At 71.5% G+C, this 26,015-nt stretch carries 21 protein-coding genes and 1 riboswitch; of the genes, 7 read left to right on the top strand and 14 right to left on the bottom strand.

The window, feature by feature from the left end; all coding sequences use genetic code 11:
* Positions 1 to 301 precede the first annotated feature (301 nt).
* The 4 genes from ACK2IS_RS04030 to ACK2IS_RS04015 form a co-directional block, all read right to left on the bottom strand.
* Entirely contained in the window at positions 302 to 3,082 is a 2,781-nt protein-coding gene (locus ACK2IS_RS04030; RefSeq protein ID WP_409484869.1) for a TrlF family AAA-like ATPase, read from the bottom strand.
* A 2,077-nt stretch (positions 3,083 to 5,159) separates the two neighbouring features.
* Complete coding sequence (locus ACK2IS_RS04025) at positions 5,160 to 5,984, bottom strand: C40 family peptidase (RefSeq protein WP_409484868.1); 825 nt, start codon at positions 5,982 to 5,984, stop codon at positions 5,160 to 5,162.
* Positions 5,985 to 6,158: riboswitch (cyclic di-AMP (ydaO/yuaA leader) on the bottom strand.
* A gap of 150 nt (positions 6,159 to 6,308) precedes the next feature.
* Positions 6,309 to 7,112 (bottom strand): iron dependent repressor, metal binding and dimerization domain protein, encoded by an 804-nt coding sequence (locus ACK2IS_RS04020; protein ID WP_409484867.1) that lies wholly within the window; start codon positions 7,110 to 7,112, stop codon positions 6,309 to 6,311.
* A gap of 106 nt (positions 7,113 to 7,218) precedes the next feature.
* Positions 7,219 to 7,923 carry a pyridoxal 5'-phosphate synthase gene (locus tag ACK2IS_RS04015; protein ID WP_409484866.1) on the bottom strand — a complete coding sequence of 235 codons (705 nt, stop codon included), beginning with the start codon at positions 7,921 to 7,923 and terminating at the stop codon, positions 7,219 to 7,221.
* A gap of 49 nt (positions 7,924 to 7,972) precedes the next feature.
* Here ACK2IS_RS04015 and ACK2IS_RS04010 point away from each other — a divergent pair, with 49 nt between their 5' ends.
* The 3 genes from ACK2IS_RS04010 to serC all read left to right on the top strand — a co-directional run bounded on the left by ACK2IS_RS04010 (position 7,973) and on the right by serC (position 10,748).
* Entirely contained in the window at positions 7,973 to 8,437 is a 465-nt protein-coding gene (locus ACK2IS_RS04010; protein WP_409484865.1) for a hypothetical protein, read from the top strand.
* Positions 8,430 to 9,518 carry a citrate synthase 2 gene (locus tag ACK2IS_RS04005; RefSeq protein ID WP_409484864.1) on the top strand — a complete coding sequence of 363 codons (1,089 nt, stop codon included), beginning with the start codon at positions 8,430 to 8,432 and terminating at the stop codon, positions 9,516 to 9,518. Before ACK2IS_RS04010 ends, ACK2IS_RS04005 begins: the two co-directional genes overlap by 8 nt.
* 99 nt (positions 9,519 to 9,617) lie before the next feature.
* Complete coding sequence (gene serC / locus ACK2IS_RS04000; RefSeq protein WP_409484863.1) at positions 9,618 to 10,748, top strand: phosphoserine transaminase; 1,131 nt, start codon at positions 9,618 to 9,620, stop codon at positions 10,746 to 10,748.
* Positions 10,749 to 10,853: 105 nt separating this feature from the next.
* Here the strand turns inward: serC and ACK2IS_RS03995 are convergent, their stop codons facing one another.
* The 7 genes from ACK2IS_RS03995 to ACK2IS_RS03965 form a co-directional block, all read right to left on the bottom strand.
* Positions 10,854 to 12,143 (bottom strand): MFS transporter, encoded by a 1,290-nt coding sequence (locus ACK2IS_RS03995; RefSeq protein WP_409484862.1) that lies wholly within the window; start codon positions 12,141 to 12,143, stop codon positions 10,854 to 10,856.
* Complete coding sequence (locus ACK2IS_RS03990) at positions 12,140 to 12,556, bottom strand: MarR family winged helix-turn-helix transcriptional regulator (protein ID WP_409484861.1); 417 nt, start codon at positions 12,554 to 12,556, stop codon at positions 12,140 to 12,142. The genes ACK2IS_RS03995 and ACK2IS_RS03990 overlap by 4 nt, the downstream gene beginning before the upstream one ends.
* Before the next feature lie 162 nt (positions 12,557 to 12,718).
* A complete protein-coding gene (locus ACK2IS_RS03985; protein ID WP_409484860.1) occupies positions 12,719 to 13,363 on the bottom strand; it encodes a response regulator in 645 nt (214 codons plus the stop codon).
* Positions 13,351 to 13,725: a sensor histidine kinase gene (locus tag ACK2IS_RS03980; protein WP_409484859.1), complete on the bottom strand. Its 375-nt coding sequence runs from the start codon at positions 13,723 to 13,725 to the stop codon at positions 13,351 to 13,353. Before ACK2IS_RS03980 ends, ACK2IS_RS03985 begins: the two co-directional genes overlap by 13 nt.
* 105 nt (positions 13,726 to 13,830) lie before the next feature.
* Positions 13,831 to 14,640 (bottom strand): sensor domain-containing protein, encoded by an 810-nt coding sequence (locus ACK2IS_RS03975; RefSeq protein ID WP_409484858.1) that lies wholly within the window; start codon positions 14,638 to 14,640, stop codon positions 13,831 to 13,833.
* Between the two features lie 65 nt (positions 14,641 to 14,705).
* The gene (gene deoC / locus ACK2IS_RS03970; protein WP_409484857.1) at positions 14,706 to 15,368 is read right to left on the bottom strand and encodes a deoxyribose-phosphate aldolase; all 663 of its coding nucleotides are present in this window, start codon (positions 15,366 to 15,368) and stop codon (positions 14,706 to 14,708) included.
* Between the two features lie 93 nt (positions 15,369 to 15,461).
* Positions 15,462 to 16,958 (bottom strand): NCS2 family permease, encoded by a 1,497-nt coding sequence (locus tag ACK2IS_RS03965; RefSeq protein WP_409484856.1) that lies wholly within the window; start codon positions 16,956 to 16,958, stop codon positions 15,462 to 15,464.
* 71 nt (positions 16,959 to 17,029) lie between these two features.
* Between ACK2IS_RS03965 and ACK2IS_RS03960 the strand changes: the two genes are divergently transcribed.
* Positions 17,030 to 17,269: a DUF2530 domain-containing protein gene (locus ACK2IS_RS03960; RefSeq protein ID WP_409484855.1), complete on the top strand. Its 240-nt coding sequence runs from the start codon at positions 17,030 to 17,032 to the stop codon at positions 17,267 to 17,269.
* 68 nt (positions 17,270 to 17,337) lie between these two features.
* Here ACK2IS_RS03960 and ACK2IS_RS03955 read toward each other — a convergent pair whose 3' ends face one another.
* Together ACK2IS_RS03955 and ACK2IS_RS03950 are read right to left on the bottom strand one after the other, a co-directional pair.
* A complete protein-coding gene (locus tag ACK2IS_RS03955) occupies positions 17,338 to 18,426 on the bottom strand; it encodes a DUF3027 domain-containing protein (RefSeq protein ID WP_409484854.1) in 1,089 nt (362 codons plus the stop codon).
* Between the two features lie 3 nt (positions 18,427 to 18,429).
* Positions 18,430 to 18,828: a cold-shock protein gene (locus ACK2IS_RS03950; RefSeq protein ID WP_409484853.1), complete on the bottom strand. Its 399-nt coding sequence runs from the start codon at positions 18,826 to 18,828 to the stop codon at positions 18,430 to 18,432.
* Between the two features lie 209 nt (positions 18,829 to 19,037).
* Here ACK2IS_RS03950 and ACK2IS_RS03945 point away from each other — a divergent pair, with 209 nt between their 5' ends.
* Complete coding sequence (locus ACK2IS_RS03945; RefSeq protein ID WP_409484852.1) at positions 19,038 to 20,609, top strand: M1 family metallopeptidase; 1,572 nt, start codon at positions 19,038 to 19,040, stop codon at positions 20,607 to 20,609.
* A gap of 31 nt (positions 20,610 to 20,640) precedes the next feature.
* On the opposite strand, the gene ACK2IS_RS03940 is transcribed toward ACK2IS_RS03945, so the two are convergent.
* Positions 20,641 to 22,269: an AMP-binding protein gene (locus ACK2IS_RS03940; protein ID WP_409484851.1), complete on the bottom strand. Its 1,629-nt coding sequence runs from the start codon at positions 22,267 to 22,269 to the stop codon at positions 20,641 to 20,643.
* Positions 22,270 to 22,387: 118 nt separating this feature from the next.
* Here ACK2IS_RS03940 and ACK2IS_RS03935 point away from each other — a divergent pair, with 118 nt between their 5' ends.
* Entirely contained in the window at positions 22,388 to 24,784 is a 2,397-nt protein-coding gene (locus ACK2IS_RS03935; protein ID WP_409484850.1) for a helicase-associated domain-containing protein, read from the top strand.
* Entirely contained in the window at positions 24,781 to 25,956 is a 1,176-nt protein-coding gene (locus tag ACK2IS_RS03930) for a hypothetical protein (protein WP_409484849.1), read from the top strand. Before ACK2IS_RS03935 ends, ACK2IS_RS03930 begins: the two co-directional genes overlap by 4 nt.
* Positions 25,957 to 26,015 lie beyond the last annotated feature (59 nt).

Raw genomic sequence — 26,015 nt, 5'->3', positions numbered from 1 at the left:
CGCCCACCGAAACCGCCGGGGAGGCTATTGGATTGCGGGAGACGTCCTCGCTGCGGCAGCTCACGCCCGTGCCACAAAGATCCCCAGGGCTGCAGGGACGCACGTGTATCTCGCCAGCGACGGCGCACCCCCTCCCCACTGTGTCTTGAAATGGGGAGGGGACTGGTCGCCAAATCGTCGCCTACGGGAGCTCGAGAGAATTATTCACAGCGACCTTTCCGCAAAACGCTTCCCGCGAAGCAAACCTCAAGACGATGGCACCGCGATCGCCCTCCGTTCAGGATGAAAGAGAGCAGGGAAATTAGACCGCATACTTTTCCTTGCGCTTCTGAAATGCCTCTAGGCCGCCGTCGAGAATTTCACAGGCATGCTCACGGGTTCCCCCAGAATCCAACACGAAACCCGAGCCCTTCGGTGCGGCCGTCCACTCCAGCGAGCCAGTCAGGTAGTCAAAGACTCGACCCTCAGGGTTCCGCCTATCATCACCATGCCGGTTCGCAACAATGAGCTGCTCCGAATCGGCCCCCACGACCAGGTTTGCATTATGGCTGACCATAATAATCTGACGGAGGCGCTTTCGCCTCAAAAGGAATGGCACGATGGTGCCGTATATCGAACGACTATCGAGGTCATCCTCGGGCTGGTCCAGCAACAGCGGCCACGCATCAGGGGATTCATCGATGATCAAAGTCAACGCAAACAGCGCCTGTTTCCCTGGCGTCATCGAAGACCGCCAGAATCCGCCAATGCGGTCCCCTTCCATATCGGCATAGAAAGCAACCTTCGGCGTTATCGATAGTGGCCCTGCCGCGGCCGCCCTGGCGTCAAATCCGGCCCTCAGCTTCTGCAACCCAGACCGAACATCGGAAAGGAAACTAGACACATTTTGCGACACCTCCCGCAAGTCAACGCATTCTCTCCTCGATCCACCCAGGTATCTGCTTGCCTCTCGCTTATTGAAGGCCTCCGACGCGGCCACCAGGTCTTCTTCGCAGAAATCACTCTCAACACCAAAAGACATCTCGCCAATACGCCTGGGTGATTGATTGAACTCAGAAACAAAGTTATCAATAAGAGTCTGGCGCCTTGTAAGATTGCCCTCGATGTCCCTGATGACCGATGCCTGCTCGTCGCGAATCGCACGAGCTTCTGATTCCCCTTCTCGCAGCTCACCCAAGAGTTTTTCATAGGCATCGATCCGCGCCTGCAGGACACGCGCGCCTTCATCTCCGTCACCCCGAGCAATGAGATCCGAGTTATCACCCGCGACTCGTGTCCGCAAATCCTGAAATTCGGCTATCGCACTTTCTGCAACCCCGATCTCCCATGCAATCATGGCGACAATCTTCGCAGAGATCCGCGCCTCCTCATCCCTACGCAGAGACTCAATCTTCTCCGCAATGGGGCCCGGCACCGGAAGGCCTGAGGTGTTGAACGACAACTCGACGCGCACCCCCTCCCCCAGGTTCGAACAGATGCCATCAGAGCTACGGTCAACCAAACGATTCAGATCAAGGGTCAGCGCACGTTGGCCTTCCTCTTGCCGTTCGAGGTCACTCAGCACCCCCCTTACCCTCCTGAGCTCTGCCTCCTGCTCAGGTGTCAGCCCTCGAATTGAGCGGCGATGTTCTGCCAGTTCATGCGCGACGGTATCCCGGGACGCCGCTATCGCGGTCGGGTCGCCCAAGTCAGAATTTTGGCGTAGCAACCTCTCCAAATCGTCTTGTAGTTCAAACCAACGGTCTACCCGACCACGAATTATTGTAGGAATGCGACCCAACTCGGCGCCCAGCACCTCATAATTCGACACGAGATCAGGAGCCAGCCGCCTGAGGACCGGAACGATCTTCTGCGTCACATCAGCGGGTCGCTCACTGACCCTGAATAGAGAATTCTGCGGAATATAAACAACCTGACCGCGAGTCTCAGCGCCGCTCGCCCACTCGACTTCACATGTCACATCCGCCACATCAGCCCACTTCAGCCCTGCGGCGGGCCCAACCTCGCCCTCTGGGACCCCCGCCGCAATCTGCTGCGCCACTGTGTACTGCGGGTCTACAGAGTGACTCATGTATGCCAAGAGGGCAGACTTCCCTGCAGATCGACTACCAATAATTGAGACCAAGTTTGGATTGAATTCAATCTTCGAATCCGGGAACACCCCAGGCGCAGTGAACCGCACGCTCTTGATGACTCGGAACGCTTCCTTCTGATCCGGAGGATCCAACTGAAGACGAACCCTCTCTTCTGGCTCAATGAGAGTCTGCAGTAAACCCTGATAAGTTAAGTCCGCCTTAACCCACGACACTTCCCGGTTCTCACCCTCACGCTTGACTTGGCGACCAAGCCTCTCCTGAACGTGGTCGAGGCTATGGCAATCACTACAAGCAAACACCGGCTTTGGCAACGAAACCTGGTCCTTGTCGGCATACCTATCCCCCCGCAAATACCAGGCTACATTCTGGGTGCCCCCGAATATCGCATGGCAGAACTTGTCAATTTCATCCGCAATGCTTTCCTTGCGAACTTTCCCGGACTCTGCGCGAATCCCATTATTGCTGGCAGGAACAACAATGAGGGCATCACTTTCACTCCAGGACGGGCCAAAGGAATGGTCAAGACATTCTCTCAGATCCGCTCGGGAAACGACCGCGCTCTCATAATGGGATTTCATGGAGAGTTCCGAACATGGCAGGCGCCTCTCCCTGCTATCCGTCATCTGTGTCAGCAGTCTCCCCGTAATGCCATGGAGCACCGTGTCCGACGTCTCTGGCGGCAGAATTAGGTGACAATCCACCTGATCGCCCTGGCGATTCACGTTTTCGTTAAGGCGCAACTCCATGTTCGGAAAGAGCACCTTTTCAGAAAATGGATACATTTCCACATATCGATTTCTAACCGTTATGAAGCCATCAAACGAGAAGTAGTCAGTGATGCCGAATGCGAATACGTCCGACCCCTCCAGATGAGTGATAAACTTATCAAGAGAGTCCTTTGGGTAGCCATCCGAAAGCTTGGTGCCCGGGGGGTGGAGGTGGAGATCCCACTTTCGCCATTCAGATCCCCGACGGCGCGTCGCCATAATCGCTCCTAGCCCTTGGCGGTTTGATCGGGTCTAGACTATTGTCTGTTCCTTCACGGGAATCATAGTGCGAGGCCGCTACCCACGGGGGTAGGGGCGCACGGTGCAACGATCACCTGGTGGATATAGGCGGAAGTGCTGCCGTGAGAATTTCCTGTACTGGTTCAAGGCCCGTCCGCCTGCGGCGGCCGGCGCTGCGCTGCGGCCTGGCGGCCGTTCTCGCGCTCGGCCGCCGCAGCCTCCCTGGCCCAGGGCATGACGAAGGGCGCCCCGGAACCCTTCCAGGACGCCCCATCACCGCATCGGCGCAACCGTCAGCAAACCCCTCCTCACGCGCCAACTACGCCGCTACCGTCCTCCCCATGGGCTTCCTCTCGCGCCTCCTCGTTCCCCGGTCCGTGCGCCGAGCAGCGCACCCAGTCCGCACTGCCAAGGGCGCCGTCCGCAAGGCAGTCGTGCCCAAGAGCGTCCGTTCGGCGACATACGCCGCGAGCCAATTGAGGAACCCCGTGGGAGCGGCGCTGTACCACGGTGTCGAACGTCCACTGATGACCAGCCGCTCCACCTCCGGCTCCCTGGTGTTCCGACACGGTGAGTGCCCCGTGAAGCACCGCACGGAGGAAGCCGCCCGAAAGTGTCGCAACCGCTAGTCCTTTTATAGGTCGCGAGGCCGTTGGCGGACCTCCCGGGCTTCGCAGCCCGGACCCGCGGCCCGACGCAATCCGCCAAAGTTCTCACGCACGTCACCCACACGAGGAGGTGGCGGATCACGTCGGAACGAGAGGGAGGCGACGCCGGTAGGGAGTACCCGGGCTGTGGCACAGTTGTGGCACACGAGCTCCAGAACCAGCGCTCCCCCACGTCAGGCACCGAGAGACAAGCGCGCAGGTCAGAGCGATATGGACCATCCGAGCTGGGGCGCCGATGCCACTCCTAAAGCGGGTGTCGATGGTTCGAATCCATTCGGGGGCACTACCTCCCATGGGAGTCTGATCGGCAGATGCGCCACCAACCCGATCATGCTGCTGCCCGCAGCCCGCGCCCTCACCACCGGCACGTCTACCCTCGCACCGTGGACAGGCACCCGACGAAACCCGGACTCGCCTCCTGCGTGCCCTGCTCACCCTCGTCGTCGCCGTCCAGCTCGTGAACGGCGCCACGGCGGCGAGCATCAGCACACGTATGGCGGGCCGGTCTGACTGTTTGCGTCTCCGTCAGTAGGGATGACGAGACAAGTCACGCCGCTTCATCGCGGGATCGCGAGCCCTGCACCGCCAGATGTCGAGCCCCAACTTCTTCGAGACACCAATTCCGTGGGATCGCCCACTCATGAGCGTCCACGAGCTGACTGCCTGACGTCCTGCCATGCTTGCCCTACCCATCCGCATCATCACCGCCGGCACTGCACTCGCCGCCCCCACGGGGAGCACTGTGACCGTGTGCAGGATCATCGATGAAAAGCCCTGCTCGGGCGGCTCCTATCCCACCAGAGCCCACGGACCGCTGGGCGATGCTGGCCCGGACGATCCACATCAGCAGCCAGCCGTGGATCAGAGCCCACTCGCGCGATCCGGCCTTCAGGGAGACCCACCTCGGGCGCCTGCATGCCGCCCCCATGCCCGTTGCTCCGCCCGCAGAGGCGACCTGGTGCGGAGCGTCCGCTTCGTCCGCGGACGCCCTGGGTCAACGTCTTGGAGAACGCGGCCGTCGTCGTGCCACCAGCACGTCCCAGAGCACCTGCACACCGCCGCCACCAGTGCGGCGAGGAGCGCGTCGAAGCCAGCGGTGCTGCTGAACCGTCCACAGCCAGACCGTCAGCCACACCAGCCCCCAGACGATCCCGGCCCAGGCGGCACGAGCCGTGCCAAGCGGCCACGAGATCGAGTCCTCCCCCGAGGATTCGATCACTCCATCACCTTACGCAGCCATCAGGACCTGCCAGGACGGCGGACCCGGCCGCGGGACATGCGAGGGCGGCCTGCTCGGTGCCTGGCCACCCGCGAACAGACGCGAGGGACGCGGCGAGACCCCCACCGAAAGATCTCGGTGGGGGCCTCGCCGGTCAGGCAGGAGAGGCTCAGGCGCGACCGTAGGTCACGCGCGAGGACCAGATCGCGTGCAGGCCGGTGGTGCGGCCGGTGCGCGGAGCGTCGTACATCATGCCGCCACCGGCGTAGATGCCGACGTGGTAGGCCGGGGAGCCGAAGAACACGAGGTCGCCGGGGCGCGGGTTGGAGACGCGGCGCGTCGCGCGCTGCTGCTGCGCGGCCGTGCGCGGCAGGGAGATACCGTGGGCGCGGAAGACGTACCCGACGAACCCGGAGCAGTCGAAGCCCGCACGGGTGGTGCCACCCCAGCGGTAGTAGATGCCCGACAGGCTGGCGGCCGTGCCGAGGATGCCACCACGAGCGGCGCGGGGAGCGGGGTTGGCCTTCGCCTTGCGGACCGGACGACCGACCGCACGACGCACGTACGAACGCGAGACGCGACGGTAGGTGCGGTTCACGCGGCGGTAGGTGCGCGAGGTGCGACGGTAGGTACGGCGGTACGTGCGCGAGGTGCGACGCGTCGCGCGCTTGCGCTTGAGGGTCGCGCGCTTGCGCTTCACGGCGGTGCGCTTGCGCACGGTGCCGCGAACCTTCTTAAGGCGCGACTTCTTCAGGCCGACCTTCGACACCTGGCCCAGCTGTCCGGCCGCCGCGACCGTGGCGGTCGTGGAGGTGGTGGACGCAGCAGGCGCAGCAACCGCGGGCATCGCCGCGGCGATGACCATGCCACCGGAGGCGGCGGCCACGGTAGCGACCTTGACCGAGGGGGCGGAGTGGTGCTTGGCGGCGTCGATCAGCAGAGTGGCAGACGAGACATCGGCCGTGCGGTGACGACCGTTGGAGCGAATGGACACGATTAACCTCTCGAACGCCTGCGAAGTTAGCTGTCGGGTTCGGGCGGAAGTTAACGACGCCCGGCCACCTAAGTGGCTTCACCCCGTGGTGCTCGCGCACCAAAGGTGGGTCCCCCGCTCCTGTCAGCGGAATAAGCAACCAGCTGGAGTGACAGGACTCGGCGTCTCCAGCTGCGGACCTTCCAGGGGGAGAAGGGCCACGACGAACGTAGCGGACCTTCCGGGCATTGTCACGCTCAGGTCACGAATGGATTAAGACGGCACCGGGGAGGCAGCACGTGTGGCAACGCTCAGCGACGTCACAGTTCGCTGGGTGATGATGTGTCAGACAGGGGACAGGTCGTCGACGAACACATGTGACGCCACCTCGACCGGCAGTGAAACTCCCTGCTCAGCCGGGGAATTCACGCCGACGACGACGATGCGGTCGCCGTCCGCGGACACCTGGACCCGACTTCCGGGGAGGGCTCCGGCGGTCGTGAGCAGACCCAGCGCCTCCTGGTCAACCTGCAAGGGCTCACCGATCCGGCGCACTCGGACTGTGACACACGTCACGCCGGGACCCACCACCTGGTGCAGGGCGCGCAGCCCATGCACCCCGGTCTCGGGCCCGCCGGCGCCCCCTCCAGGCGCGCCGGAACCCCCGGGCGCCGCACCGCCGTCGGCGCCTGCCGCGCCCTCGGACCCCTGCGGACCGCCCCGCAGCTCCTCCAGGCCCGGGATCGGGTTGCCGTAGGGCGACACCTGTCCCTGCCCGTCACCCTCACCCAGGAGCGCCAGGATCTTGCGCTCCACGCGGTCGCTCATGACGTGCTCCCAGCGGCACGCCTCGTCGTGGACGTACTCCCACTCCAGCCCGATGACGTCGACCAGCAGCCGCTCGGCGAGCCGGTGCTTGCGCATCACGCGGGTCGCCTGCAACCGACCCTGCGGCGTGAGCTGGATCTGACGGCTGCCCGCCACGTGCAGCAGCCCGTCCCGCTCCATCCGCGCCACGGTCTGCGACACCGTCGGACCGGCGTGCCCGAGCCGCTCGGCGATCCGGGCGCGCAGCGGCAGCACCCCCTCCTCCTCCAGCTCGTAGATCGTGCGGAGGTACATCTCGGTGGTGTCGATGAGCTCAGTCACACGTCAAGCGTGCCACGGTGCCCGCTCCTCGGCGACGCCCCCGAGCCAGGCGCGCACGCGCAGGTATGCCGGCACACCCGCGCCTGCGCGAGCAGCGCACGCCAGGTCAGGGCATCAACCGTGTGCGGCGCCAGGACGCGGGGTCGTCCAGGTCGCCGTCCCCCACCCGCTCGTAGACGATCCGGTCGTGCAGCCGCGACGGGCGCCCCGCCCACAGCTCCACCCGCTCGCAGCGGATCCGCCAGCCGCAGAAGGTCTCGGGCATCGGCACCACGAGCTCCTCCCCCGCAGGTCCGGTGAACCGCGCCGCCTGCTCGGCATACCGCCGCTCCAGCTCGGGGCGCCCGGAGACCGGGGTGGACTGCAAGGAGGCCCAGGCGGAGACCTGCGAGCCCCACGGCCGGGTCTGCCAGTAGCCCTGCAGCTCGTCAGGGCCCAGCTCCTGCGCCACGCCCCGGAAGCGGATCACCCGGAACAGGTCGGTCCAGCGCAGGGCGGCCGCCACCCGCGGGTCGGCCGCGAGCTGACGGGCCTTGGCCGAGCCGCGGTCGGAGATGAAGCCCGGGCCCTCGGGGCCGAAGAACTTCATCAGCACGGGCCGCACGTCCGGGGCGCCGTCCTCGCCGACGGTCGCGACCTCCAGGCAGTCCGGCTCGGAGTGCCCGCCGCGCGCCGCGTCGTGGGCCACGGCCTCGGCCATCCAGTCCGAGAGCTGCTGCCACGGCGCCGGACCGAGGCACGCCTCGTCCAGGCCCTCGCCGGAGTAGTCGGTGCGCGGGACCCCGGTCAGGCCGGATGGCTGCTGGCTCATGCCCCGAGACTAGGCTGAGCCCGTCATCGGACGCGAGGAAGGGTGCACCATGACCGCTGGAAAGCCCACGGGCACAGGCAAGAGCTCGGGCGCGAGCCCGAGCAGGGGCACGGACACCAGCGCCCTGGCGAGCGCACTCGTCGCGCTGGGCATGAAGTACGGCCCGACCGTCTACGAGGCCGTCAAGAAGGGCCAGGAGCCGGCCCGCAGGGTGGCCGAGCGCGAGGTGGACCGGGCGGCCATGCGCCGACGGGCCCTGGAGCACGCGCACCACCTCGTCGACGGGTCGGTGCTGACCGTCTTCGACGGCGACCAGCGACTCTTCGTGGTGTTCAACGGTGATCGCCCGATCGCCTCCCACCCCTCCACCACCAAGTCCCTCGAGGTCCTCATCCAGGGCTACGACCTGGACAAGCGGGTGCGGTCGACGCCGCGGCCCCGCCTCACCCCGCGCATCAAGAGCGTGCTGTCTCGACCCCGAGGCGTGACCCCCCGGCGCCCCACCGGTGAGTGAGCGCCCCAGGGCGGACGCCGGGGCCCTGCCCGTCCTCACCACGGCCATCGCCGAGGCGGACGGGGCGAGCGGCACGCTGCGCTACCGCGGGGTCGACGTGCGCGAGCTCGTCGGACGAGTCCCCTTCGAGCAGGTCTGGGGCCTGCTCGTCGACGACTCCCTGACCCCCGGGCTGCCGTCCGCCGAACCCTTCCCGCTGCCGGTCCGCACCGGGGACGTGCGGGTCGACGTGCAGAGCGCCCTGGCCCAGCTGGCGCCCGTCTGGGGCTTCCGGCCGCTGCTCGACATCGACCGCGACCAGGCCCGCGACGACCTGGCCCGCGCGTCGGTGCTCGCCATGAGCTTCATCGCCCAGTCCGCCCGGGGCGAGGACCTGCCCGCCGTCCCGCAGCGCGAGGTCGACCGGGGCCGCTCGCTGGCCGAACGGTTCATGATCCGGTGGCGCGGCGAGCCGGACCCCCGGCACGTCGAGGCCGTCGACGCCTACTGGGTCGCGATCGCCGAGCACGGCCTCAACCCCTCGGCCCTCACCGCGCGGGTCATCGCCTCCACCGGCGCCGACGCCGCCGCCTGCCTGTCCGGAGCGGTCGGTGCGATCAGCGGCCCGCTGCACGGCGGCGCGCCCCGACGGGTCATGTGGCTGCTGGAGGACGTCGCCGCAGGGGCGCCCGTCGAGCAGGTGGTGACGACGGCCCTCGACCGGCGTGGCCGGCTGATGGGCTTCGGCCACAGCGTTTATCGCGACGCCGACCCGCGAGCCGTGATCCTCCGGCAGCTGTGCGAGCGGCTGCGCGCCCCCCGCTACGACGCCGCGTGCGCCCTCGAGGCGGCAGCCCTCGCCGCCCTGCGGGAGCGCTGCCCCGACCGCCCGATCGCCACCAACGTTGAGTTCTGGGCGGCCGTGCTGCTCGACCTCGCCGAGGTGCCCGCCCGGATCGTCACCCCGATGTTCGTCTGCGGGCGCACGGCCGGCTGGTCCGCGCACGTCCTGGAGCAGATGGCCCAGCGACGGATGATCCGACCCCGGGCGCGGTACGACGGTCCGCCACCTCGTCACCTCTCCCAGGTGTCGGGCGGCTGACCCCGCCCACGGGTCCGGTGCGGCGCGGCCGACCCCGCCCACGTCCGCATCGCGGCGTGCCCCGGTCGCCGACGGCATACCGCTGAGACGATGGAGCGCATGGCCGACCACGCCCCCACCCCGCCGATCGTCCTGCCCGCCGAGCTGCGGCCCGCCGACGGCAGGTTCGGCTCCGGGCCGAGCCGGCTGCGGCCCGCGCAGGTGCAGCGGCTCCTGGCGGACGCGCAGTCGGTGCTGGGCACCTCGCACCGACAGGACCCGGTCCTGCGGGTCGTCGCCGAGCTGCGCCGCGGTCTGGCCGAGCTGTTCGCGCTGCCGGACGGCTACGAGGTGGTGCTGGGCAACGGCGGGTCGACGGCCTTCTGGGACGTCGCGGCGCTCGGGCTGGTGCGCGAGCGGGTCCAGCACGTCGTGGTCGGCGAGTTCTCCGCGAAGTTCGCCGAGGTGACGTCCGGCGCGCCCTTCCTCGCCGAGCCGGACGTGCGCCGCTCGGCCCCGGGCACCCGCACGGCGCCAGTGCCGGTCGCCGACGTGGACTGCTTCGCCTGGCCGCACAACGAGACCTCGACCGGGGTGATGCTGCCCGTGGAGCGCATCGGCACGGCCGACCAGCTCGTCCTCGTGGACGCGACCTCCGCCGCGGGCGCCCTCCCGCTCGACGTGTCCTGCTGCGACGCCTACTACCTCGCCCCGCAGAAGGTCCTCGGCTCCGACGGGGGGCTGTGGCTGGCCTTGCTCTCCCCCGCCGCGATCGAGCGCGCCGGGCAGATCGCGGCCACCGACCGGTGGATCCCGGCCTCCCTGTCCCTCACCACGGCGATCGCCGCCAGCCGCAAGGACCAGACCTACAACACCCCGGCCCTGGCCACCCTGCTGATGGCGGCGGAGCAGGTGTCCTGGCTCAACGCCCAGGGCGGCCTGGACTGGGCCTGCCGGCGCGCGGCCGAGAGCTCGTCGCGGGTCTACGCCTGGGCCGGGTCGCGGGACTGGGCACGGCCCTTCGTGGCGGACCCGGCAGCGCGCTCGCCGGTGGTCTGCACCGTGGACCTCGTCGACGAGATCGACGCGGCCACCGTGTCGCGGGTGCTGCGGGCCAACGGGATCGTCGACACCGAGCCCTATCGCCGGCTCGGGCGCAACCAGCTGCGGATCGCGACCTTCCCGGCGGTGGAGCCGCGGGACGTCGAGATCCTCACCCGCGCCGTGGACCACGTGGTGGCGCGGCTCTGAGCCTGGTCAGCGAGCCGATCGGTCAGCGCACGAGCGTGCCGTAGGCCGCCAGGGCCAGGCACAGCGCCAGGACGAGCAGGGTCGCGGTGCGACGGAAACGTGGGGTCATCGGGCCAGCACCTCGGCAGGATCGGGGTCAGGGGCGGACGGGTTGACGACGACGAGGCCGCCGGCGCCGGTGCGCCATCGGAAGCGCACCCCGTCGGACACCATGATGTAGCCCACGGCCGCCAGGACGGCGATCCCGGTGGCGATGGCGCCCACACCGATGGTCCACCGCGCCCCGAAGGTGTCCCCGACCCACCCGACGAGCGGGGCCCCGAGCGGGGTGCCGCCGAGGAAGATCGCCATGTAGAGCGACATCACCCGGCCCCGCATCTCCGGCTCGGTCCCCAGCTGCACCGAGGCGTTGGCGGTGGTCATCACCGTGAGCGCGGTCAGCCCGCAGGGCACCAGGCAGGCGGCGAAGAACCAGTAGCTCGGCGCCAGGGCCGCCGCGGCGCTCGCGAGGGTGAATCCGGCGAGAGCGACGAGCAGCACCCGCAGCCGGGGGCGGGCGCGGCGGGCCGACAGCAGGGCCGCGGACAGCGAGCCGATCGCCATGATCGACCCGAGCATGCCGTACTCCCCCGGGCCACGGCCGAACACCGTCGTCGCCATCAGCGCCATGGTGAGCTGGAAGTTCATCCCGAAGGTCCCGAGCATGAAGACCACGAACATGAGCAGCTGGATGTCGGGTCGCCCGCGGACGTAGGCGATGCCCTCGCGGATCGCCCCACCCCCTCGGCGCAGCGGCGCGGGCCGCAGCTCGGACTGGCGCAGCAGCAGCAGGCTGGTGATGACGGCGACGAAGGACAGGGCGTTGACCAGCAGCGCCGGGCCGGTCCCCCAGGCCGCGATGGTGACCCCGGCGACGGCGGGTCCCACCAGACGAGCGGCGTTGAAGGACGCGGAGTTGAGCCCGACGGCGTTGCTCAGCAGCTCGGGGCCGACCAGCTCGGAGGCGAAGGCCTGGCGGGTCGGGTTGTCCACGGCCGCGGCGCAGCCCTGCGCGGCGGCGAGGACGTAGATCATCCACAGCTGCGCGGTGCCGGTGACCACGAGCAGCCAGGTGAGGATCGTGGTGACGCCGATGGCGGTCTGGGTGACGAGCATGATGCGGCGCTTGGGGAAGCGGTCGGCGATCGCCCCGGCCCACGGCGCGAGGAGCACCACCGGCGCGAACTGCAGCCCGGTGACCACGCCGAGGGCGGACGCCGAGTGGTCGGTCAGCTCGGTCAGGACCAGCCAGTCCTGGGCCACCCGGCCCATCCAGGTCCCGATGTTGGAGACGAGCCCGCCGAGGAAGAAGGTGCGGTAGCTGGGCACCCGCAGCGAGGCGAAGGTCGTGCTCATCGGCCGGACACCTCCAGCAGGATGTCGGTGGCCCGGCGCAGCGTCGCCAGGTCCTCGGGCGGCAGCGTCTCGATCCGGGTGAGCATCCAGGAGTCACGCTGCGCGCGGGTCCGTATGGCGAGCTCCTCCCCCGCAGCCGTGCGGCTGACGAGCACCTGACGCCCGTCGGTCGGGTGGGGTGTCCGCGCCACCAGGCCCAGGTCGGCCAGGCCCCCGATGGTGCGGGTCATGCTCGGGGCGCTCACCCGCTCGGTGTCGGCGAGGTCGCCGGGGGTGCGGGGCCGGTCGAGGCGGAAGAGCACGCTCGCCTGGTGCGGCGCGATCTCCTCGGTGCCCTCGAAGCGGACCCGGCGGCTGATCCGCTGGCAGGCGAGTCGGAGGTCATTGGCGAGGTGGCAGAGGTCGTCGGTCATCGATCCTTAGCATACCTCATTACCTTGGCTAACGATTTTCTTCTCGTGCGGCGGGGCCGCATCGGTGGCGACCGCCCGCTCCCCCCGACCGGCCGACACCCCGGTCAGCGGGCCCACGGTGCCGCAGGTCGGCGGGTCAGACCGATCTGCCCTGCGGCAAGGTCAGCCCTGCAGGAAGGTCAGCACCGCGCTGACCCGCCGGTGGCGCCCCTCGTCGCCGTGCAGCCCGAGCTTGGCGAAGATCCGCTGCGTGTGCTTCTCCACCGCCCCCTCCGTGACGACCAGGCGACCGGCGATCGCGGCGTTGGTGCAGCCCTCGGCCATGAGCCCCAGCACCTCCCGCTCGCGCGGCGTCAGCGACTCCACCGGCCCCGGCCGCGGCGGACGCGCCAGCAGCTGCCGCACCACCTGCGGGTCGACCACCGTCTCCCCCGCGCGCACCTGCTCCAGCGTGTCGAGGAAGCCGTCGATGTCGCTCACCCGGTCCTTGAGCAGGTAGCCCACCCCGCCGGTGCCCGACGACAGCAGCTCCTGGGCGTAGGACCGCTCGACATACTGCGACAGGACCAGGACGGGCGCCTCGGGCCAGCGGGTCCGCAGCTCGACGGCGGCCCGCAGCCCCTCGGCGGTGTGCGACGGCGGCATCCGCACGTCGACGATCCCCAGGTCCGGGCGGTGCTCGAGCATCGCCGCGACCCAGGCGGGCCCGTCGCCGACGGCGGCCACGACCTCGTGGCCGTCGTCGGCGAGCAGGAGCTGCAGGCCCTCGCGCAGCAGCACCGAGTCGTCCCCGATCACGAGATGCACGGGACCTCCGCCCGGATCACGGTGGGCCCGCCCTCGGGTGAGTCCACGACCAGTCGTCCGCCGACGCCCTCCACCCGCTGCGCCAGGCCGAGCAACCCGGTGCCGGCGCCGACGCGGGCACCCCCGACCCCGTCGTCGCGGACCTCGGCGGTGAGCCAGGGGCCCTCCTGACGCACCCGGACCTGCGCCTGGGCGGCACCGGAGTGCTTGGCGGCGTTGGTGAGCGCCTCGGTGACCACGAAGGAGACCGCGGTCTCCAGCCCGGGGTCGACGCGCGGCGCCACGACGTCCAGGGTGGTGGGTATGGCGGCCCGGCCCGCGAGCTCCTCGAGGGCGGCGGCGAGCCCACGGTCGACGAGCACCGGCGGGGCGATCCCGCGGGTGGCGTTGCGCAGCTCGTCCAGCGCCCCCGCGGCCTGGCGCGCCGCCTCGTCGAGCAGGGTCCGGGCCGCCTGGGGATCGCGGTCCTACTGCCGGGCGGCCCGGGCGAGGTCGAGCTGGAGGCGGACGAGTCGCTGCTGCGGTCCGTCGTGGATGTCGCGCTCCAGCCGGGTGAGGGCCCCCGCCTCGGCCGCCTGGGCCCGCTCGCGCTGGCGGCGGTGCACGGCCTCGGCGCGGGCGATCCGGGTGGGCGCGACGAGCAGCCAACCGGTCCAGCGCGACTGCACCTGGGCGAGCGTCCGCATCGCTCGGGGCAGCCCGGCCAGCAGCAGCAGTCCGAGCAGCGTGTGGACGATCACGTGACCGACCAGGCTGTCCCCCACCCCGAGCAGGTCGGCGAGGTCGTAGGACTGCCGGTCGTACCACATCCGCGGCTGCCAGACCCCGGCCGTCAGCGTGACGAGCATGGTCGCCCACCAGACGACCGCCAGGCACCAGGTGACGGTGGCCGCCGTCCAGCCGCCGAGGGCGAGCGTCACGTCGGCCAGCCGCTGCGGGTCGCGCAGGGCGGCGAGCGCCCGCCGACCCGCGGACCCGCCCGGTGCCTCCAGGGGCAGGGGCGCGGGCACCTGCCGGCCGAGCAGCGCGGACTGCAGGGAGCGCTCGAGCCCCGCCAGACCGTGGGCCAGTGCCAGACCCGCGACCAGGACCGGCAGCCCCACCCCGATGATCGAGGTCCCGACCCCGACGGCGAGCAGCACCACCACGGGCACGAACCCGGCGAGCAGCAGCGGCCAGCCGAGCAGGACGTAGCCGCTGTCGCGCACGGCCTGCGTCAGCTCCGGGCGGCGGGGGTGGCGGTCGGGTGCGGGCAGGGGGACGGGTTCGCCGGTCATGACCTCGACGCTAGGCATCGACGCGTCCCGTCCCCATCCCCCTGCCTGGTGTCTGCGGCGTCGGGCTAGCCGGCCTGTCCGGTCCACCCGTCGAGCACGGCCTCGGTGCCGGACAGCCCCAGGCGGGTGGCTCCCGCCTCGATCATCTCGCGCGCGGCCTCGGCGGTGCGGATCCCGCCGGAGGCCTTGACCCCCAGGCGATCTCCCACGGTCTCGCGCATCAGCCGGACGGCGTGGGCGGTCGCTCCGCCGCTGGGGTGGAAGCCCGTGGACGTCTTCACGAAGTCGGCGCCCGCGGCCTCCGCGGCCTGGCAGGCCCCCACGACCTGCTCGTCGGTGAGAGCGGCGGACTCGATGATCACCTTGAGCACCGCGTCCTCGCAGGCGGCCCGGACCGCCGCGACGTCGGCCTCGATCGCGTCCGTGTCGTCCGCGACGGCGGCGCCCACGTCGATGACCATGTCGATCTCGTCGGCCCCGAGACGCACCGACTCGGCGGCCTCGGCGGCCTTGATCGCCGAGGTGTGCTTGCCGCTCGGGAAGCCGCACACGACGGCCACCTTGACCGAGGTGCTGATCGGCAGCATCGACGGCGACACGCACACCGACCAGGCGCCCAGCCGCTCGGCGTCCGCGATCAGGGCCTGCACGTCGTCGGGCGTCGCCTCCGGCTTGAGCAGGGTGTGGTCGACCATCTGCGCGACCTGGTCACGAGTCAGCTCCGTCATACGACTCACCCTAGCGAGCGGGCGGCAGCCGCCTCCTGCCGCGCCGTCCGCCGGCGCGCACCGGGTGCGGCTCGGTGGGCGGTCGGTGGCTCGTCAGGCGACACCGAGGGCGGTCTTGACCGGGGTGATGCAGAAGTAGACGACGAAGAGCAGCCCGACGAGCCACAGCAGCGGGTGGATCTCGCGGGCCTTGCCGCGGGCGAGCTTGACGACGACGTAGGACACGAAGCCCGCGCCGATGCCGACGCTGATGGAGTACGTGAACGGCATGAGCACGATGGTGAGGAAGGCCGGGATCGCGATCTCCAGGTCCTCCCAGTCGATGCCGGTCACCTGCTGCATCATCAGGAAGCCGACGACGATCAGGGCGGGGGTGGCCGCCTCGTAGGGCACGACCGACACCAGCGGTGACAGGAAGGTCGCGGCCAGGAAGAGCACGCCGGTGACGACCGAGGCCAGACCGGTGCGGGCCCCCTCGCCGACGCCCGCCGCCGACTCGATGTAGGACGTGTTGGAGCTGACCGAGCCCAGGCCGCCCGCGATGGCGGCGATGGAGTCGACGACCAGGATCCGCTGCGAGCCGGGCGGGTTGCCCTCCTCGTCGAGCAGGCCCGCCTCGCCGCCGATGGCGACCATCGTGCCCATGGTGTCGAAGAAGTCGGCGAGCAGCAGGGTGAAGATCAGGAGCACCGCGGAGACCACCCCGATCTTGGGGAAGGAGCCGAGGATGTTGACGTCCCCCAGCAGGTCGAGGTGCGGGACCGCGAAGGGGGTGGTGGGCATGCGCGGGACGTTGAGGCCCCAGCCGGTGGGGTTGACGACCTTGCCGCCCGGACCGGTCTGCGAGCCGATGTGCAGGACGGCTTCCAGGACGATCGCGAGGACGGTCGCCCCGGTGATGCCGTAGAGGATCGCGCCCTTCACGTGGTTGACCATCAGGCCGATGATGAGGAACAGCCCGACGACGAAGACGAGCAGCGGCCACCCGTTGAGGAAGCCGCCGATGCCGAGCTCCACCGGGGTGGGGCCGCTCGGCTTGCGGACGAAGCCCGCGTCGACGAGGCCGATGATGGTGATGAACAGGCCGATCCCGACCGAGATGGCGGTCTTGAGCTGCGCGGGGATCGCGTGGAAGACGGCCCGGCGGAAGCCGGTGAGCACGAGGGCCAGGATGATGATGCCCTCGAGCACGATCAGACCCATCGCGTCGGCCCAGGTCATCCGCGGCAGCGTGGCGACGCCGAAGGCCAGGAAGGCGTTGAGGCCCAGTCCGGTCGCCAGCGCCAGCGGGTAGTTGGCGACCACTCCCATCAGGATCGTCATCAGGCCGGCGATCAGCGCGGTGCAGCTCGCGACCATCGCCAGGTCAGGGTGTCCCCCGCCACCGAGGAAGGCGCCCGTGGAGTCCTTGGCGGTGCCGATGATCAGCGGGTTGAGGACCACGATGTAGGCCATCGTGAAGAAGGTGACGATGCCGCCGCGGACCTCCTGGCCGACGGTGGAGCCACGCTCGGCGATGCGGAAGTAGCGGTCGAGGGCGGAGCGGCCTGCGGGTGCGCTGCCGGCGGGGCGTGCGGGGTCCTGCGTCATGGGAGGAATCTACCGACTTCTCGGGTTGCTCCCAGGCAGCCGTCCACCGCGACCCCGCCTAGGCTGGGTGCATGGCCCGTCGCCCGAGGATCGACCCCACGACGCTGCCCGTCATGCGGGTGCGCACCGACCGGGTCGTCATGCTCGGTCTGTGGTTGTGGGCCGCCGCCCTCGTGGTCGTCCTGCTGGTCCCCGGCCTCCACGCCCAGGGCCGGTCCTGGTGGCCCTACGTCTGCGTGGCCGGGCTGGCCATCGGGGTGGCGGGCTTGTGGTATGTCCGCAGCGGGCGTGGGCGCTCGCGCGGGGCCTGACGACACGCGATGGGCGAGCCCGCCACCACGGCGGTGACGGGCTCGACCCTGGTCGGCGGTATGCCGGGTCAGCGGGTGCGCGGCGGCCCCGCCGGCGCGCCGGCCGCGCGCCGCGCTGTCCGACGACCACGCCGGACGGGCGTCTCGGCGGCGGGCGGCTCGGGCCGGGCGGCCGGTGCCTCGGCGGGCTGCTCGGCGGCCGGAACGCCCTTGGGCGCCTCGGAGGCCGGAGCCTCGTCGATCACCTCGGCCGGGTCGGCCTCGGTCTCGACCGCGAGGGCGGCCGGCTCGCTCGGGAGCACCGCCTCGACGGCCGCCACGACGGCGACGGTCTCGGCCGCGGCCTGGTCGACCGGGTCCACCCCGTGCGCCGCGGCCTCGCCCGCGGCGACGGGCGGCTCGGGGTCGACAGGCTCGATCACCTCCAGGTCGACGGCGAGGTCGTCCACGACCGGGGGGTCCAGCGGGCGAGGCCGCGGACGCTCCAGGTCGCTCTCGCTGTGCGCCCCGCAGCCGTGGTCCAGCGAGACCACCCGCCCGTCCGAGGGCGACCACTCGTTGGCGCACACCCCGAAGGAGCGCCGCAGCGCGCCCGCCATCGGCACGAAGTAGCCGCACGTCGCGCAGCGCGCGGGCGCCTGCCGGGCCACGTCGGAGGTGGGGCCGTTGTCCCCGTCGTACCAGCGCTGGGCCGCCACCTCACGGCCCTCGGCCGAGAGCACCCGCTTGCGCCCCAGGCCGAGCTCCCACTGCGCCATCTGGTCCACGTCCTCCTCGCCCGTGGCCTCGAAGCCGGGCTCGAGGTTGGGGTCCTCCTCGACGTAGGGGCTGACGTCGCCGGGCCCCAGGTCGCCGGGAGCGATGCGCTGCTCGTAGGGCAGCCACGCGGGCGCAACGACCGAGGTCTCCCCGGGCAGCAGGTGGGTCTCGCAGACGGTCACCGTGCGCGAGCGGGACACCCGGGTCACGGTGATCGACCAGAGCCAGTCGGGATAGCCCGGGGCCAGGCAGGCGAACCGGTGGGTGGCCAGCCGCTCGGCGTCCATGGCCACGCCGACGTGCTCGCCGACCATGCCGGGCTCGGCGATGGACTCGGCGGCCTGCCGGGCGAGGTCCACGGCGGCGCACAGGGTGGTGTCGGGCTTGAGGGTGGCCATCGGTCAGCTCCCGTCGAAGGTGTCGGCGATGACGCGCAGCGCGGCCGCGAGGCGGGCCGCCGCGGCCGGGTCGGGGTAGCGCCCCTTGCGCAGCTGGGCGGACGCGCCGTCGAGCAGACGGATGGTGTCCTCGATGATCGGGACCATGTCCTCGGCCGGGCGTCGGGTGCGCTCGTGCAGGGTCCGGGCGACGGACGGCGCCTCGTCCAGGACCGTGACCGACAGCGCCTGGGGGCCTCGGCGGCCGTCCATGACCCCGAACTCGACCCGGGTCCCCGGCGTCAGGGTCGTCACCCCGGCGGGCAGGGCGTTGGCGTGGACGAAGACGTCTCCGCCGTCGTCGTCGCCCAGGAAGCCGAAGCCCTTGTCGGCGTCATACCACTTGACCTTGCCCGTTGGCACTGGTCCACCTCTAGTCCTCGTCGGGTGCAGGCCGGGCCCCGCGGGCGGGGTCGGCCGACGGTGCGAGCGCGTCGCACCGTTCGTCCAGGCTAACGGGTCACGCCGGGTGCCGCCCTCGGGCGCGACCGGGACGTCCCTCCGACCGGTCGCCCGGAGGTATGTCGGGGGCCGGGTCTAGCCTGTCCGGGTCGACAGACGAGGGGGACGACGTGCGACGAGACAGCGCAGCCGTGGGGGTGCTGGCCGTGACCGCGGCCTTCGCCCTGGCCGCCTTCCAGGGCCTGGGCGGCGCCGCACCGCAGGCCGCCCGCCCCTCGACGACGGCCGCCTCGCCGGGTGCCACCTCGCCGTCGCCGGTCAGCACCGAGCCGGTCCCCGCGAGCTGGACCGCCGTCGACACCCGCCCGGTCGCCCCGCCGGACCTGCTCCTCGCCCGCAACGTCACGGTCGAGGACCCCAGCTATCCCGAGCTGAGCCACCCCGAGGTCGACGCGCTGCACTACGCCCTCGACCTGGACTGGGACGGCCGCACCCTCACCGGGGCCGCGACCGTGCGGCTGCGGGTGACCCGCGACACCGACCGGCTGCAGCTGGCGCTCGCCGACCCCCTGCGCGTCGGTGCGGTGACGCTGGACGGCCGGCCCGCCCAGGTGCGGCGGAAGCAGGACACGCTCACGGTGCTCGCACCCGGGCTGCGCCGCGACGGCGAGCACCAGGTGGTCGTGCGCTACGTCGGCACCCCCACCACGGTCACGGCCCCCACCACCCGCGGGGACGACGTCGGTGGCCTCGGGTGGGGCTACGACGCGCAGGGGAACGTGAGCACCTACCAGGAGCCCTTCGGCGCCTACACCTGGTATCCCGTCAACGAGCACCCCTCGGACAAGGCCTACTACGACATCACGATCCGGGCGCCGCGGGGGCAGGTGGGCGTCGCGGGCGGCCGGCTGGTCGGCCGTGAGGACACCGGCGGGCGGGTGCGGACCCGGTGGCACCTGGACTCCCCCGCCGCCAGCTACCTGACCACGGTCGCCGTCGGCCGCTACCGGCAGCACGTGCAGACCCTCCCGGGCGGCACCCCCGGCTCGGTGTGGACCCTCCCGGAGGACGAACCGCTCGTGCCGCAGCTGCAGGCGGCGCTGCGGGAGGCCCACGACTTCCTCACCGCCCAGGTCGGCCCCTACCCCTTCTCCACGTCCGGACTGGTCGTGACCGCGGGCCAGTCGGCGATGGAGACCCAGTCCCTGATCACCCTCGGGCGGCTGCCCGCCCGCGCCGAGGCCGAGGAGGTCACCGTCCACGAGCTGGCGCACCAGTGGTACGGCGACCTGGTCACCACCCGGGACTGGCAGCACACCTGGCTCAACGAGGGCTGGGCGATGTACTGGGAGCTCGCCTTCGACGAGGACCAGGGCACCCCGGCCGCGCCCGGGGAGCTGGCCCGGGGCTGCGCGGACGGCGTCGCCGAGGCCGGGCAGGCGGGCCGCCCGGACAAGGACCACTTCGCCGCGGACAACATCTACCTCTGCCCGGCCCTGATGCTCGCCGAACTCCGGCAGCAGGTGGGCGACGACGCCTTCCGGCGGCTCGCGCGGGGCTGGCCGGCGGAGCACCGCTACGGCACCGCGACCCGCGCCGACCTCGAGGCGTACGCCCGGCGCGTGACCGGGCTCGACATACGCCCGCTGACCCGCCGGTGGCTCGACCAGGTGGACCCGCAGGCGCCCCCGCAGGTCGCGCCGAGCCTCTCCGGCACGGGGTGGGCCGGGCGCCCGGTCTGACCCGAGCCGCGGGCGGACGCCTGCCGGTCGCTCAGTCCTGACCGACGAGCCGGACCGCCTGGTCGCGCATCTCGACCTTGCGGATCTTGCCGGTCACCGTCATCGGGAAGGAGTCGGTGATGTGCACGTAGCGCGGGATCTTGTAGTGCGCGAGCCGCCCCGAGCAGAACTGCGTGACGTCCTCGACCGTGAGCGCGGGCACGCCCTCGCGCATGATGATCCAGGCCATCAGCTCCTCGCCGTACCTCTTGTCCGGCACCCCGATCACCTGGACGTCCTGGACGTCCGGGTGGGTGTAGAGGAACTCCTCGATCTCGCGCGGGTAGACGTTCTCCCCGCCGCGGATGACCATGTCCTTGATCCGGCCCACGATCGCGACGTAGCCGTCCTGGTCCATCGTCGCCAGGTCGCCGGTGTGCATCCAGCCGTCCTGGTCGATCGCCTCGGCGGTCTTGTCCGGCTGACCCCAGTAGCCCAGCATCACCGAGTAGCCGCGGGTGCAGAACTCGCCGGTCTCGCCGCGCGGCACCTGCTCCCCCGTCGCCGGGTCGACGATCTGGATCTCCACGTGCGGCATCACCCGCCCGACGGTCTCGGTGCGGTGCTCGATCGTGTCGGCCGGGCTGGTGATGGTGGACACCGGCGAGGTCTCGGTCATGCCGTAGCAGATCACGACCTCGCGCATCCCCATCCGGTCGATGACCTTCTTCATCGCCTCGACCGGGCACGGCGAGCCCGACATGATCCCGGTGCGCAGGCTGGACAGGTCGTAGGAGTCGACGTCGGGCAGGGCCAGCTCGGCGAGGAACATCGTCGGCACGCCGTACAGGCTGGTGCAGCGCTCCTGCTGCACCGCCGCGAGCGTCGCGACCGGGTCGAAGGTCGGGGCCGGGATCACCATGGCCGCGCCGTGGGTCGTGCAGGCGAGGTTACCCATCACCATCCCGAAGCAGTGGTAGAAGGGCATCGGGATGCACACCACGTCCTGCTCGGTGTAGCTCAACCCCTCGCCGACGAAGAAGCCGTTGTTGAGGATGTTGTGGTGGGACAGGGTCGCGCCCTTGGGGAATCCCGTGGTGCCCGACGTGTACTGGATGTTGATCGGGTCGCTGCTCGACAGCCCGGCCATCCGCGCGTCCAGGTCGTCGTCGCCGACCGACCGGCCCGCCGCGAGCAGCTGGTCCCAGGAGTCGTCGTCGAAGTAGGCGACGAGATCCAGGTCGGGGCAGTCGTGCCGGATCGACTCGAGCATCTGCCGGTACGCCGAGGACTTGTAGGACACGGCGCTCACGACCATGCGCATCCCGGACTGCTTGACGACGTACTCCAGCTCGTGGGCGCGGTAGGCCGGGTTGATGTTGACCAGGACGACGCCCGCCTTGGCCGTGGCGTACTGCACCAGGGTCCACTCGGCGCGGTTGGGCGCCCAGATGCCCAGCCGGTCGCCGGGCTGCAGCCCCTGGGCGATCAGGCCCTTGGCGACCTCGTCGACCGCGGCGTCCAGCTCGCGATAGGTCCACCGGCGGCCGGTCCACACCTCGACCATCGCCAGCCGGTCGCCGTGCTGCTCGACCGCGCGCTCGAGGTTGGCACCGATGGTGTCGCCGAGGAGCGGCGCGTCGGAGGGGCCGTTGTCGTACGAGAGCGTCGTTGCCGTCATGAGGGGAGTCTGACCACGCGGCGTGACCGAGGCAACACATGACACGCCCTCGGCGTCGAGCGGTCGCCCTCGCCCCACGAGCGCCAGGTGGCCGAGTCCCGGCACGTACCGTGGTGCGGTGACCCCTGTCCCTGAGCGCACCGACGACGGGCCCCGCCGTCCCCGTAGCCTGGCCGACGACCTGCGGGGCCGCTCCGAGGAGGAGCTGGTCGCGCTGCTGCTCGCCCGTCCCGATCTCGCGCGCCCCGCTCCGGCGGACCTGACCGCGCTCGCGGCCCGCGCCGGCACCCGGGCCTCCACGCAGCGGGCCCTGGAGGGCCTGGACGCCGGGCGCCTGCAGCTCCTGGAGGCGCTGCTCGCCACCGGCTCCCCCGCAGACGTGACGCAAGCGGCCCGCTGGCTCGGAGCCGGGTCCGGGCCGGAGCGCCAGGCCCTGGACCGGGCCCTGGCCGATCTGGAGACGGCGGCGCTCGTATGGCGCTCCGGTGCGGACCTGGCGGTGACCCGCACCGTCGGTGACCTGCTGGGTCCGCGCCCCGGGGGGCTCTGGCCCGGCCTGGCCACCCTGCTCGTCGCCGTGCCCGCCTCGGTGCGCACGCCGCAGTCCCTGGCGGCGGAGGTGGCCTCGGTGCCCGCCGGGGCCCGCGCCGTGCTGGAGCGGCTCGCGTGGGGGCCGGGCGCGCTGGCGGCCGACGAGCGCGCGCTGGCCAGCGCCGACGTGCGGGCCCTGCTCGACCGGCGGCTGCTGGTGCCGTGGGGCGAGGACCAGCTTGTCCTGCCCCGCGAGATGGCTCTGCACCTGCGTGGCGGACGGCTGCTCGCGGAGCCGGCGCTGCTGCCGCCCGCCGTGCCCACGACCAGCCGGCCCGGGGCGGTGGTGGACCTCGCCGCGGGAGGCGCCGCCTCCGAGCTGCTCGCCCAGGTCGACGAGCTCGCCCACCGGTGGGAGGCCGAGCCGCCGCGGGTGCTGCGGGCGGGCGGCCTGTCGGTGCGCGACCTGCAGGGCCTCGCGCGCGCCCTGGACGTGACGCCCGAGCGGGCGGCCTTCGTCGTCGAGATCGCCCACGCCGCAGGGCTGCTCGCGGACGACGGCGCCCTCGACCCCGCCTGGGTGCCCACCTCCCTGCTCGACGAGTGGGCCACCCGCCCGCCGCAGGACCGGTGGGCGACCCTCGCTGCAGCCTGGCTAGCGTCCACGCGCGCCCCGCACCTGGTCGGCCAGACCCGGCCGGGCGCCCGCTCGGTCACCAACGCCCTCGGCCCGGACGTGCGGTGGCCCGTCATCCGCACCGTCCGGGCCGACGTCCTGGCTGCGCTCGCGGACGCGGGCCCCGGCACCGCCGTCGCCCCGGACGGGCTCGTCGCCCTGCTCGCCTGGCGGCGTCCGCTGCGGCGGCTCGCCGACGGGGTGCAGGTCGTGGCCGCCGTGGTGCGCGAGGCCGAGTGGCTGGGCGTCACCGGGCGCGGCGCCCTCGCGGCCGCGGGTCGGGCCCTGCTGGACCACCCCGACGACCCCGCCGCGTCCGCTGCGGCCATGGCGCCGCACCTGCCTGCCCCCGTCACCGAGATCCTGCTGCAGGCCGACCTGACCGCCGTCGCGCCCGGCCGGGTCGAGGGCGAGCTCGCCCGCCTGCTCCGGGCCGCCGCGGACGTCGAGTCCCGCGGTGGGGCAACGGTGTTCCGGTTCGGCGAGGCCTCGGTGCGCCGGGCCCTCGACGGCGGGCTCACCCCGGACGAGTTGCTCGACCAGCTGCGGGCCGCGAGCGCCACCCCGGTCCCACAGCCCCTCGCCTACCTGGTCCAGGACGTCGCCCGCCGGCACGGGCGCACCCGGGTGGGGCCCGCGTCGTCATACCTGCGCTGCGACGACCCGGTGACGGTGGACGCGATGCTGGCCTCGCCCGCCCTGGCCACGCTGCGGCTGCGGCGGATCGCGCCCACGGTGCTGGTGAGCGCGGCGTCCGGCGACCGGGTGCTGGCCGCTCTGCGCGACCACGGTTTTGCGCCCGCCGCGGAGAGCGAGGACGGGGTGGTCACCGTGCCGCGGGCTGCGGCCCGGCGTGTGCCGGCCCGCAGCAGGGGTGACGGCCCGACCCTGACGGCCGTGGTCGACGAGGAGCACGCCCGGGGCGTGGTGGCGGCCCTGCGCTCCGGTCAGGTGGGCACCGACCAGACCCGCGACGGGGTCCCCACGGAGGCGACAGATCCCGCGGTCGTCCTGGCCCTGCTGCGGGACGCGGCGGAGGACCGCCGACCGGTGCAGGTGTCGTATGTCGGGGCGGACGGCGAGGCCACGCCGCTGCTGTTCACCCCTCGGCGGGTCGAGGCGGGCCGGGCCTACGGGACGGTGGGGACGAGCGAGGTGGAGCGCGTCCTGAGCATCCATCGGGTGAGCTCGGCAACCCCTCTTCAGGGCCATCCCCGGATGGCGCGAGTCGGCCATGGCGTCACGGATCGAACTCCGGCTGTGATGGTCGGGCGCACCGATGCGCCATCACACCAGGGGGATTCATGAACACTCGCACCCGTGTGCTCGCCTGCGCCACCGCGCTCGCGGCCACCATGACCGTCGCGCCGGGCACCGCCACGGCGGCCCACCGCGTGACGCCCGCTCCCGGCCACCATGCCGGCGGCTTCGCACCCGTCACCACCCTCGACTTCGACGCCCTGCGGATCGCCTCCCCGGCGGCCGGCCAGTCCGCGGTCGCCGGGATCCGCCGCGCCGACGCCACCTCCGAGGGGCCGCTCGTGGTCGCCACCGCCACCGGCCGCAGCTGGACCACCACCACCCTCGACGCGACCGCGCAGGACGTCCGGATCGCGGCGAGCGACGGCAAGACCTTCGTGATGGGCGTCGGAGAGAAGCCCAGCCTGTGGCAGCACGACGGCCGGCGGTGGACCCGCCTGTCCCTGCCGACGACGGTGGAGACGATGCGCTCGATGGCCCTCACCTCCGCCCACGGCACCCCCGTCGTCATCGGCACCCCGACCCAGGGAGCCGTCCCGGCGGGAAGCACCGCGTCCCAGTCGCTCATGGTCACGCGGTATGCCGATGGGACCTGGCAGGGCAGGGCCACGACCTTCGACGGCGCCAACCCGGCACCGGGCGGGGTGGCGGCTCCCTACCTCGCCTTGGCGGTGCAGGGCCACGTGCTCTCGACGACCCGGCAGGTGAGCGGCCATCCCGTGGTTCAGGACCTGTCCACGTCCCCGGCAACCCCGCTCCTGGCCTTCGGGCTCCGGTATCGCACGGTCCTCGACACCCCGGCCGGGTTCACCGCCCAGGGGCCGACGGAGGTCGTCGGGTGGGGAAGCCGTCTGGCGAGCGACTCGACCGGCAGCAGGACCGAGACCGGTCTGTGCCGGCGCTCCTCCGGCACCGACTGTCCCGCGCCCCCGTGGGCCGTCTCGGCAGCCACCCGGCTCGCGGACGGCCGCGACGTCCTCGGTGGGCGCGACACCGCAGCCACCACGGACCGCGAGGGCACGGTCCTCCGGCGAGTGGAGGGCGGTTTCGCGTATGCCGCGCCCGGCGCTACCCCCACCCCCGTCGCCGGAGACCCCGGGGACACCACCTCGTCCATCGCCGCCGAGCCCACCGGCACCACCGTCTGGGCCCTGACCCGGGCCGGCGACCTGCGCCAGGTCCAGAAGGCCACCCTCCCCGCCATCGACACCCGCCGCTGACCCGATCACTCACCCCTCCCGGTGCGTCCCCCTCCAGCGAGGCGGGGCGCGCCGGGTCC

The sequence above is a fragment of the Arsenicicoccus dermatophilus genome (genome assembly GCF_046267915.1).
Classification (GTDB): Bacteria; Actinomycetota; Actinomycetes; order Actinomycetales; family Dermatophilaceae; genus Arsenicicoccus; species Arsenicicoccus dermatophilus_A.
The sequence above is the reverse complement of the archived record's forward strand: the minus strand, read 5'-3'. Positions and strand labels throughout refer to the sequence as shown.